This is a genomic window from Endozoicomonas sp. YOMI1 (assembly GCF_024606345.1).
Lineage (GTDB): Bacteria > Pseudomonadota > Gammaproteobacteria > Pseudomonadales > Endozoicomonadaceae > Endozoicomonas.
Window position 1 is genome coordinate 1 of the sequence record NZ_JAHHPM010000585.1, and the last position, 10,829, is coordinate 10,829.

Annotated in this window: 9 protein-coding genes; 6 read left to right on the forward strand and 3 right to left on the reverse strand. The window is 46.5% G+C overall.

Going from position 1 to position 10,829, the window contains the following annotated elements; all coding sequences use genetic code 11:
• Both KDK15_RS20470 and KDK15_RS20475 read left to right on the forward strand, forming a co-directional pair.
• Positions 1 to 218, forward strand: a 218-nt coding sequence (locus KDK15_RS20470) for a hypothetical protein (protein ID WP_257297255.1), incomplete at its 5' end; no start/stop codon positions are given.
• A 141-nt stretch (positions 219 to 359) separates the two neighbouring features.
• On the forward strand, positions 360 to 1,055 hold the full coding sequence (locus tag KDK15_RS20475) for a hypothetical protein (protein WP_257297256.1): 696 nt from the start codon (positions 360 to 362) through the stop codon (positions 1,053 to 1,055).
• A gap of 372 nt (positions 1,056 to 1,427) precedes the next feature.
• Here KDK15_RS20475 and KDK15_RS20480 read toward each other — a convergent pair whose 3' ends face one another.
• On the reverse strand, positions 1,428 to 2,921 hold the full coding sequence (locus KDK15_RS20480; RefSeq protein WP_257297257.1) for a Fic family protein: 1,494 nt from the start codon (positions 2,919 to 2,921) through the stop codon (positions 1,428 to 1,430).
• Positions 2,922 to 3,350: 429 nt separating this feature from the next.
• On the opposite strand from KDK15_RS20480, the gene KDK15_RS20485 reads away from it, so the two are divergent.
• Positions 3,351 to 3,590, forward strand: a complete 240-nt coding sequence (locus tag KDK15_RS20485; RefSeq protein ID WP_257297258.1) for a hypothetical protein — start codon at positions 3,351 to 3,353, stop codon at positions 3,588 to 3,590.
• A 581-nt stretch (positions 3,591 to 4,171) separates the two neighbouring features.
• Complete coding sequence (locus tag KDK15_RS20490; protein ID WP_257297259.1) at positions 4,172 to 4,732, forward strand: Smr/MutS family protein; 561 nt, start codon at positions 4,172 to 4,174, stop codon at positions 4,730 to 4,732.
• 113 nt (positions 4,733 to 4,845) lie between these two features.
• On the opposite strand, the gene KDK15_RS20495 is transcribed toward KDK15_RS20490, so the two are convergent.
• A complete protein-coding gene (locus tag KDK15_RS20495; RefSeq protein WP_257297260.1) occupies positions 4,846 to 6,696 on the reverse strand; it encodes an amidase in 1,851 nt (616 codons plus the stop codon).
• 899 nt (positions 6,697 to 7,595) lie between these two features.
• On the opposite strand from KDK15_RS20495, the gene KDK15_RS20500 reads away from it, so the two are divergent.
• Both KDK15_RS20500 and KDK15_RS20505 read left to right on the forward strand, forming a co-directional pair.
• Positions 7,596 to 9,284, forward strand: coding sequence for a hypothetical protein (locus tag KDK15_RS20500; protein WP_257297261.1), 1,689 nt, complete (start codon positions 7,596 to 7,598; stop codon positions 9,282 to 9,284).
• Positions 9,285 to 9,406: 122 nt separating this feature from the next.
• Positions 9,407 to 9,631: a hypothetical protein gene (locus KDK15_RS20505; protein ID WP_257297262.1), complete on the forward strand. Its 225-nt coding sequence runs from the start codon at positions 9,407 to 9,409 to the stop codon at positions 9,629 to 9,631.
• An 83-nt stretch (positions 9,632 to 9,714) separates the two neighbouring features.
• On the opposite strand, the gene KDK15_RS20510 is transcribed toward KDK15_RS20505, so the two are convergent.
• The gene (locus KDK15_RS20510) at positions 9,715 to 10,713 is read right to left on the reverse strand and encodes a hypothetical protein (RefSeq protein ID WP_257297263.1); all 999 of its coding nucleotides are present in this window, start codon (positions 10,711 to 10,713) and stop codon (positions 9,715 to 9,717) included.
• Positions 10,714 to 10,829 lie beyond the last annotated feature (116 nt).

The following is a 10,829-nucleotide window of genomic DNA, read 5'->3' on the forward strand; positions in this document are numbered from 1 at the left end:
AACCATTGTTCCTTGTCATTGATGACTCCTTCGTTCTGCGCTTTAGTGAAAAGGCGCCGGGCAGTGCTAAGAGATCTATTTTCTCTTCGAGAGCAAACCATCACGAACCTTCAGCTTCAGGTTTCACATCATTAATGTTGAAATCTGGCTGGATCGAAAAACTGCTCTTGCAGAAGGGCCTGATGAACTGGCCAATTTTGCCAGAAAGCAGCATGTAGAGATATTTGTTGCCAATACCACCAGACTTTTCCATACCAAAGGTTATTGTCTGGTCAGCTGGGATGAAAACAATAATGCAGTTGACGGTTGCGTCGCCATCGGCTCAGCAAACCTGACTGGTGCAGGCATAACCAGCGCCAATGGCAATATTGAGTCAATACTTGGCCAGTTATGACCTTAACGATATTCAGGCATCCTATGAAAGCAAAGAAAATGGCCAGTGGATCAGTCCGAAAGAGTGCGAAGAGTTTGGTAAAGAAGATGATAATTTTATTTTTGCCCTGCTTAATGAAGGACAGTTTTGTCACAAATGGAGCGATAGCCTGAGTCAGTATCTGGCCATTAAGTACGACCTGAATGACGAGGGTCGAAGCCGCACCATGGGTGACCCGCTGTTTCAGAAAACCGGTTTTGAAATTGCCACTGCCTCCATTAGTAAACAGTATTTTAATTTCACTCCCCCCCATCCGGTGGATCGCAATCTGATCAAAAAATACGGCATCGAGACTTTTCTCGGTCACTGGCTGCCGTACGCTGCGCTGCCCAATATGGTGGACGATGGTGAGTTTCAGCATTTCAGGGAGGAGCTGTTCACCGCTTTGAACGAGCAAATGCCGTATATCTGTGAAGCAATTAATCGGGATTATCTGCGACTGGAGCTGAATGGCTTGATCAATGGTAACAAAGCCCCTGCCCGGTTCCGAGAAAAAATTAAAGAGTTGCAAGACAGCAACGACAAGCTCTATCGCATCTGGAGCAAGCGAGAGGTTTTCCCCCTGCCCTACGATATCAGCAACCGTGAACGCATCCGGGATACCTTTATCAGCCTTAACTGATACTATTGATAAACAGAAAAGCTGGAACAAAAGCATGTATGCGGTGAACAAGGCCAGACAGGAACTCAGCCTTGCCCCTTTACGGCAACTGCAAATGGAATCCTGAGCATCTGCATTACGGTTGCCGGGTAAACCATTTCCCGGCGGAAACTTAATTTATCACCAATGCTATTGGACTCAGCCAGCAGGAAAATGACAAAACCTGTTGGTATAGCCCTTTGGCATTTTTTGAGCTTTTTATGCACAAGCTCAAAAGGAAATCACCACCCTTATACCAATTCCGCCTTCTAAATATGATATCAAGCAAGTCATTTTGGATAGCTGAGCAAGGCGAAATAACCAGTGCGTTTTTTCATTTGCCCTTTCTTTGCATCAAGGTGGATACTCACCACCTAATTGCCGAATCACCTGGTTAAATTTCGCTATCCCGACATCAGGAATTTTATCAGCACCATGGCTTTCCAGGTCTTGCCGGGCTTCACCATAATCCTGCCAGTTGATCATTGACGCTGTATAGAGATGCATTTGATGAAATACTTTGGTTAGCGCCCGGAACTTCCCCTGTTGACTGGCCTGTCTCAATCCATTCAAATAACTGTCACGGTGAACCGTTGGCATAATCAGCTTGTGTAACCCCGCTGAGTGCATCTCGGCATTCATCATGATACGGGATAGTCGGCCATTACCATCATCAAATGGGTGACATTCACTCACCAGAAACTGCATAAAAATTGCTTTTTTCAGACCTGCCGATAGCTGCTGCCCTATCTCCAGTCCTTGGGCTAACGTGCCCTGAAGTTCTTCCGGCGTGACGAACAGGGTATCTCCTGCCTTGTTTGGCTTCTCTTTAAACACACCCGGACGCTTTTCCATACGGTGATCCATCATTAGCGCGTGGCGTGTTGTTAACAGCTGAAACAACGCCTCAACCGTATCTGGTGTTGCCAGCATCTCCTGGTAATCACTGACAAGATCATAGACAGCCATAATATCGTGACTATCTTCATGGCGGTTATTGATGGTTTCACGGGAGAACACAATCGTTTCTGCTTCATCAATTTCAAACTCTGTGCCTTCTATATAATTTGAAAAATAACTTTCAAAAAAAGCCAGATTTTTCCAGCTGCGTCCCTGGTAGTCATAAGGCATTTCGTCAAGTTCGCAGCGATTAAGATAATTTGCCAGCCCGGCAAACAGATCCACTCGTCCGGAATCAAACGGTTCTCTCTGTGCAGTCGCGATGGCCAGTCGGGTTTGCAATGCTTCCGCCGGGTTATGGGTTGCCAGAAGAGCACTGACCATTTTATTGAACTGTTCAAACTCCTGCTCCAGCGCAAGGTCGGCAGCCAGATCCCGGGCTTCATCTCTTAACTGGTTTAACCGACTTTCCCCTCCTCGCCTCAGTTCTTTGCACAGTTGATGTTCAATATACTCAGCCCCCAGAGATTTTACGACGTTGGCACTTGAACGGGAGGGAGCAAGATTTTCCAGGCATTGCCGGGCCAGATTACTTCGGAATATTCCTGGCAGAAACTGTTCGCGACCCAGTGCAGGCTCCCCCGGCATCACTTCAATCACCATCCCGGCACCCACTATAACCCGTCGACGTTTATTGACTCTGGCAATGATAAACACAGATCCATCGGCGGGCTTAAGTTCACAGGCAGTGCGAAAGGCGATCAGCACATTCATCCCGAAAAGATAAGAGACCACTTCATACCAACGGTTTGCCAGAAGTTGCGGGATAGCCTCATAAACTGCATCCGTATAAATTCCCCGGCGTATCCTGGTTAGTTCACCCTTTTGCACCGCCAGTGCATATTTTCTGGCTTCACTGGCCGTATTTGAGAAAAAAAGCTTTGCCATTTAATCCACACTTATTTCATTTTATGGGGATAAGTGTAGATTAAATACCGGATAACACCAGAATAACTATAGACTAAAAGGAATAAATCTGGACTAATTTCGGAGCCGGACTCCAAAAGCATTGTTTTTTCTGGTTGATTCTGAAGCTTCTCGAAGGAAGTTGCCACCGCACTTCGACGAGTTCAGTGCGAACGGAGGACGAAGTATCAAACTCAATGAAACGATGTAACAAGCCAGCAAAACCCGAAATTTCAGGCCTTTGCCCCTTAAAAGCCCCCCATTCTCACCGTATCAGTAACGGAAATTTTCACTGTTCCCGAATACAGTCAACCTTTTTTTGGTACATTATTACCACTTTTATTGGCTTTTCATTTTCAGCCTGTTTTTCCACTTGTTTCAGAAATCTGCCGTTAAGGAGATACGACAATCGTGTTATCCGCACCCATAGAAAAAACCATCAGCGCTGCCGGAGCACCACTGCTTACGGATATTTTTCTTGTCGTTTTATTTGTCGTTCTTGGCCTTTCCATTTTCTGGAAGAAGAGAGACAAACATCACGCCTTTACCCTTTACACTCCGACGCTCCTTACTTCGCTGGGGATTCTGGGTTCCTTTATGGGGATAGTGTCAGGTCTGCTTTTCATAAAAAGAGATAGTCTTAAATATTAAATTCTAAAAAAACATGAAAAAAGACACTATTACAACGCACTAGTAAATCGCTCGTTTGAGGCGAAAACTGTCACCCCTTCAGGGTCGCCTCACAATACCCCTGGAAGAAGTTTACTGACACTCTATCAAGAACCCGCATTCAGGACATTCAATTACGCAATACCGTCTCAACCTCATTTTGCTAATGAATTCCCCCCGCCTAGTAACGGTAATAATTGCCACCCCTATAGATACTTCTTATCAAACAGCAATACTGCTGAGCCCGTTCAGGAAGAACAAAGACTCAGCAGAGCTCCTGATTCCCAGTTCTCAAACCGGGATAACAGGCACAACGGTTCATTTTTCTGGCAAGTTACTGAATCCACTAAACGAAGTTGAGGCTTAAGTATGACTGGTGTCAGGTAAATCGGTCTGTTTTTGAAGAAAAGTCATGGCGGGATATAATATCATCATGATTATTTATTTCAGGGTAAGAAAAAAGCACTCTCAAGTGGTTTGATGATAGTTGCACTACCAGTACAATACCTCCTCAGCCACCGCTAACCGCCGTACAACCCATTCAGTTATAAGTAGCCATTTTTATGTCAGAGCGAGATGACGAACAAAGCTTTCAGGAAGCCATGAGGAATGTACGACCATTGGGCGGCAAAAAAGGCAACAAGACACATTCTGGCAGCAGTCGCAAAACGAATTCAGATCTTCCGGAAAGCACTCTAAGAGCTCGCCGCAAGGCTGCCGAGCTGGACAAGCCATCTTCTGGAGCTGCACTCTCTGACGCCTGGATTGAGCCTGTCGACCCTGAACAGTTTATTGAATTCTCTCGACCTGGAATCCAGACGACAAGACTCAGGCAACTGCGTCAGGGAATGATCCCGGTTCAGTTTCAAGTGGATCTACATGGCTATAAGATTGATGAAGCCAGAGAGCTTATCCATGAGTTCATCCAGGTTTCCCGCTACCGTGGACTGACCTGTGTACGCATCATCCATGGTAAGTCTCACCGCAGCAGAGAACGGCAATCGACGTTAAAGAGTCATACCAATCACTGGTTAAAACAGATACCTGATGTTCTGGCATTTTGTTCTGCCCCTCCTTCTAAAGGTGGAACCGGTTCTGTTCTGGTTCTGTTGAAAAGAAAATAAACCCTACATTGCCGCAGTTTTTAATGTGTATTTTGCATTGACGGCGAGTTTGGGTTGTGCGTTCCCACGGAGAACCGTGGGAGGTGCAAGGCGAGCCAGTATAAAAACAAACGCTATCTTTCCTGGTGCAGATAGTCACCAAAATAGATGTCGGGTTTTTTCATTCTCAGCGCATCATTCTCCCGGGTTACATTCTCAATTTCTTTTGCCAATGGCATAAGATGGTAAAGATTGCAGTCATCTTCCGAAGTACTCATCAGGGTCAGCCCAACGGGCATACCATGAATTTTATCATGGCCAACAGGCAGGGTAATTGCTGGCACATCAAGCAAGTTAGCCAGACAGGTCAGCTGACTCAGCTGCAGTGAACCACGCAAGTCAGCCATCCCGCATTGTTTTTCACCCGTGATAATATCTCTGCTCACTTCAGGAATCGTAGGCATCAGGATAACATCAACGCCTCGATCTTTAAGTGATTTAAGGTGCTGTTTGAATTGATCACGGTTTTCTCTGGCGATGTGCTTCATCCGATCAGTAAAAGATCTGGCCAGATTCATATTCAGCTTCAGTTCCGGATCAGCGTGTTGCCGTTGATCATCCGACAACGCGGTTGAATCAAAGGTTTGTAGTTCTTCAGAGCCAAACAGAACCACATGAGACAGGGCCAGTGACCTGGCATTCCCGGGAGAGTTCTCAAGATCCATAAGATGGACTTCCTGCACATTTCTGGACTTTCCATATTTACTCTGCCAGCAGCCAATAGCCTGTTGGCATTTTTCCGTAACGGCCGGATTGGCAATGCCCATGGCATCCAGATCAATCGCTACACCCAGTTTATGGTAGTCAAAACAGCGTTTATCCGGTCTGACTCTGCTCGACGCCAAGCATGCCTGTGCGATATCACCAATTTTAGTCGCTTCAAATCCTGGCTGTACCATTGACTGCGGGTCATTTCCATAGGCCCCCCCTGCCTGATCAAAAAACGGATTCTGACGATGCTCCTCCTTGCCACTTTTCACCCCGACAATGCCCGTTGCTGCAGCGGGTATACGGGTGGAACCACCGCCATCACTGCCGATGGACAGGGGCAGCAGACCACTGCTGACCGCGACAGAACCACCAGAGGTAGAACCACCTGGAATTTTAGGCTGGCCATTTTTCCCCAGGTAAGTATTAGCCAAAGGACCGTCTTTCGGATTGATACCACTGGCCCCGGCACCCAGTGCATGTTGGGTATTGGTTTGCAGCAGGCAGAATTCATCAGATGACCCAAGCATATCGATAAACCTTGTGGTTACCGTTTGCTTATCTCCCTCTCCTTTAATTCCATGGGTTGCCGTAACCCCCTTTAAGTGATATTCAGCCTTTACCGAAACGGGTATCTTATTGTGTTGAAAATCTCGGGCTTGCAACGACTGCTCAAAAATACCTTGTTCGGTAATACACCCTCTCCCTGGCTCTGATGGTTGATCTGATTGGCAGGCCTTTATAATGGCATCTGACATATTCTTTGCATTAACGCCACGCCAGTCAGAAAGTGGCTTATCCAGATGGCTATCAGACTCTCGGCCAGGCGCAATTTCAGATAAGAATTTTAGATATTCCTGACTGGTTATCATCTCTTCATCGCCAATGGGTCGGGCAGTAACGGCATTATCCGAACTTGCCTGGTTTCTCCCCTGATCACTGAAAGTAACACTGGCGGGCATTGAATTCGGCAATCCGGAAAGGGATCGCATAGCACGTGCAAAGATTTCAATCCTGGACAACGGTTCAATAATATATTTCAGCAGGAAGCCTTTGTTCATCTGGCCTGAAGGCACCAAATTCTCAGCACGGCATTCAGGGTATTGCTTGATTTCACGATGGCAGAAAAACTTCGGGTCATTGCTCTTTGGTTGTAAACAAAACTCACATTCAAGAGCAGAAGACTTCGACGCTGGTAGTGCAATTGACGTATCCATTAATAAACCTTACTGACTATGGTCTGTTATTCCTGTGGTAAATTTGTACGTAAGCTCTGTTATGTGTAATGAAGTCAAATATTCTGACGAATTGGATAGCAGCTCCCAGCATTGTACCCAATTAATCTGGCTTTTGATTAAATACAGGCACCGAAGGAAACATAACGATTCCAGATCAGGAATGTACATCAGAAGTTTCTTTTCACCAAATAGACAATTAACAATAAAGTTAGTTCATTTCCAAAATCCTATAACCACGATTTATGGTCAGGTTCTGTAGTAATGAACTTTTCTTACCGACAATTTTTTTAACAATTTTCCGGCAGTAACAGGGATAACAGTAATTTCGCAATATTTTCAGGCAAACTGGCTATCCCCGCTGTTTATAAGACCCGATTTGATCATTGGAAAAATGTTTCGACAGGCGGGAACTAACTGTTTGCCAATGGGTCTGACGATCAAGCCGGTAATGATTTCTCGCTATTTTGATCGGAAGGTTTGTATCTGAATAATAACAATGGGCGATGGAACTCATCGCTGCTGCCAGCCTGAAAGCGGTGTTATCAAATCTAATTTACAGATTTAACTATGATTCCGTTAGCAAGTTCCAATGCACAGCCACTGCCTTTACCACCGTCTAAACCAGAGGCCTATGAGGTTGTTTTGGCAACTGCATTTAATAATGCCAGCGTTCAAATATCATACTCTTTTGTTCAAGCCAGCGTACTGATTCCGGGGAACGTCCGGAGCCCTCGCAGGATAAACATCAAATTACTGCTCTACATCCCCATATCCCCGGGAGCAGTAACTTTCCCCGTGCCATTTGCAACTCTTTCTCCAATTATCTGTCTATATTATCTGAGGCTTAATGAAATGCTGGATTCACTGAGGAAGTACAGATGGCAATAACAAGATGTTTGGTTTTCACTCTCCTTTGCGGGATAAGCGCACTTGCCGCAGCTTATCCTGAAGCTGACAAACAAGGGGCCGTTTATAAAGGACTTCAGAATGTCCATACCATCGCAGAAATGCAGGGAATCAATTCCCGGGATACAACGGTCCGATGGGAAATCAGCGACAACAATCTGCTGGAGTGGCTGCTCGCTCCCTGGGATAAACAGAAAGTGGACGAAGCCCTTGCCTCTTACCAACGGCAATACGGCTCCATCACTCAGACGGCTGCCAGAGTGGTTAATGGCGCTATCAGCAATAATTTTGATGCCTCTGGCCATCTGATTACCGAAGATGAACGCCAGCAGCTGTTAAACCGGATTGAGCAGACGGAATACCTTCAGAGGTTTCATCCCGAAGCCCGTGCCATAACCGTCGTTGATGCTGATGCGCAATTTTTCCCCAGTGATGTATTTTTTACCAATAATCTGGCTCAGGCTTCCAATGTTGCGGCTAACCAGAAATCATCAAGTACGCTTATCCTGAGAAATACCCCGGTTTTTGTACTTGGTCAGTTAACGACTATTGACTCAGCAGGTCTGGAGTCAGCCGAAGATAGCTGGGTAGCCCTGTGGCGCCCAGAGTTTGGCCTCAAGTTCACCAAGGCAAGACATATCGCCTTTGTCGATCAATCTCTGGTGGGTGAAATTCCCGTTTCATCCCAGGATTCTGAAAACCAACTGAAACTTACCGTCACCAGCCGTGTCAGAATTCCGGACATAAACCAGCGGTTACCTTTAGACACACCGGTTTACAGCCTGAGTGGCCAATATTTTTTCGCTGCACGAAATCATCAACCACCGGCATCCCGGCAGATCGAAGCGACAATGTTACGACTATATTCTGCCCAACTGTTGCCCATGGAATTATCGGTTGATCCTGCGGGAAAACTGGATAATCAGGTTAAAAAAGTTCCACTTCCTTTGAGTTACCAGAACTACCTGAATCAGCTGAGTAATACCCTGTTAAAATACCCGTCAGAATATGTTGCGCCGGAACACAATGAGAACCGCTACTTTGCCTTTGGCGAAGGAACCATTGGCCCTGATGGCGAGAGGGGTATGGACGCTTCTACTTTCGTCCTGAAGCTCATCCAGCCTTTTGGCAAATGGCTACCCAGATACTCCGTTCACCAGGTTGAAGAAGGCATCAAAAACCGTCTGATCCATTCCACTCAAAATGCTTCCCCGGAGGAAAACTATCAGGCTATGTTGAATAACTGCCAGGTTGGTCATTTTGTATCGGTGGGACGTGGCAGTAATATGGCCTGTCTGGGCAGTATCACCCTGGACCAGCTGGGACAGCTGAGTGATCAAGCCTATGCTGATGCGGTAACTACCGGAGGGATGACAGAACAGGACCGTATTCCACTGCTGGCACTCAGTACCGTCGGACTGACAACCATAGAGGATGTTGTAATCAATAAGCCGGCAGGTTCTATGGATTTCCTGGCAACCGGTGAAACTCTGCCGCTGTATTTGGCCGCAAAAGCGTCAATGGCCGTCTGGTATATTACTGGCAAGGCGGCAGTCTACCCTGTATTTAAATCGGGCTATCTGAGCAGCTTTATTCGCAATGGCAGATCACTGACGTTTTACAGTTACTTTAAGCCTGTAAGAACGCCTACCGGAGATTGAGCATCGAGTTCTATTATCAACGTCAGGTTGAAAACCGTAAGGGAGGCCTGCCTCCCTGTCTCATTCGACTGGTTTGATCCCAGCATCTAAGCCTGGCTGCTGCCAAGAGCAACCTTGATGTAGTGTCCGAGCTTTGTGACTATCTCAGTCATGAATATCGCAAAGTTTACTGCAACGACTATCTGATGCACCGCACAAACAATCAGAGCAGCCTGCTACATCACGCTACACAGCAGCCAGATCCGGAGGTCTTTGAGTTTTATATGGAGAATATTCTTCAGCGTGAAGAGTTTCAGGCTCAGTTTCCCGAGACTTCCAGCTGGTCAACCCCGGGTAATCTGGTCTGATTCTGCCAGTAAAAACCACTTCTCAGACGGTTTCTCAGGCTTGATTGTGAACACGATTCCATCGTTCTGCGAACACAGCCTGTTTAGTAAGTTACATTTATTTTGCCAGCCATGGCTCTTAAGAATAGCTTGGTTTGATGTCCGGGAAGTTCGTCATGGTTGGAAACAGTCACATCAGAATCAGGACCCACTATTTCATCCTTTACCCGTGAGCTATCAACTGCGATACGGATATTCCCCGTCTGCGTTGAGATTAATCCCCCATGTTTGATCCAATAGCCATTACCAGTGGTGACATCCCCCGTATCGCTACGGATTTCAAGAGGCTGAGCAAATGCCTTTGGTAATTTTACAGTAACATCATGATCATTATTATTGCCGCGAGGGGCAATTAGAAGGTAGCTCCCAAACAGAAGCTCGGGGTCTGTGGATGCAATAACTGACACTGCATCCTGGCGTTGTGGAGCTTGTTCGGTAAGCACAATGTTGCCCTGGCAGGTACGAATATCAATACTCTTAATTAGACCAAGCGCAATCTCCCGGACTTGATAATTGGCGGCACGTTCATGAATTCCAACCATGGTTCCAGAGTTTAAGCCTGGCACAGAACTCACCGGACAGGAGGGTTCAGGTATTGCTGTGCCGCTGGCGGGCTGGCCTTCCAGAGCTGCCAATGCAATCCGTTGCGCCTCGCCTTTTATGAAATCGATGCCGGTTGCCTCGATATGAGTAAAGTGTCCCAACAGGTGTTCTATCTGGTTGTTCACTGCTCTACCCATCGGTTTCAGGTCGACACTCGGGTTGGTAAACGCTTTTCCGTCATTTGGGCACTTTTCCAGGGTTCCCAGCTGGTTGTAGCATAAGGCACACAGGATTGCCTCACAGCACCTTGTTTGCAGAGGCTTGCTGTGTAGCTCTTTGCAGACAGTACACTGATAATAGGACAAGCTTGTTAGAGCCTCAGCCCGGATGGCTCTGACGGTTTCTGTTCCGGCCAGGGAAGTAAGTACTTTTTGCTGGCCAGTGGAGGAAATAAAATCAATCACTGTCGTTTGTTGTTGTGAAATTTGCGAAACATTCATAATGAACCTCTTGATTGCAGGCGTCGGCGATTAATCCTGAAAGTTAGTACTTAAATAATTTCGACATTTAGAACTCACTCTCCGTTCACCCTGAGCGGAGTCGAAGGGTGCCTGGC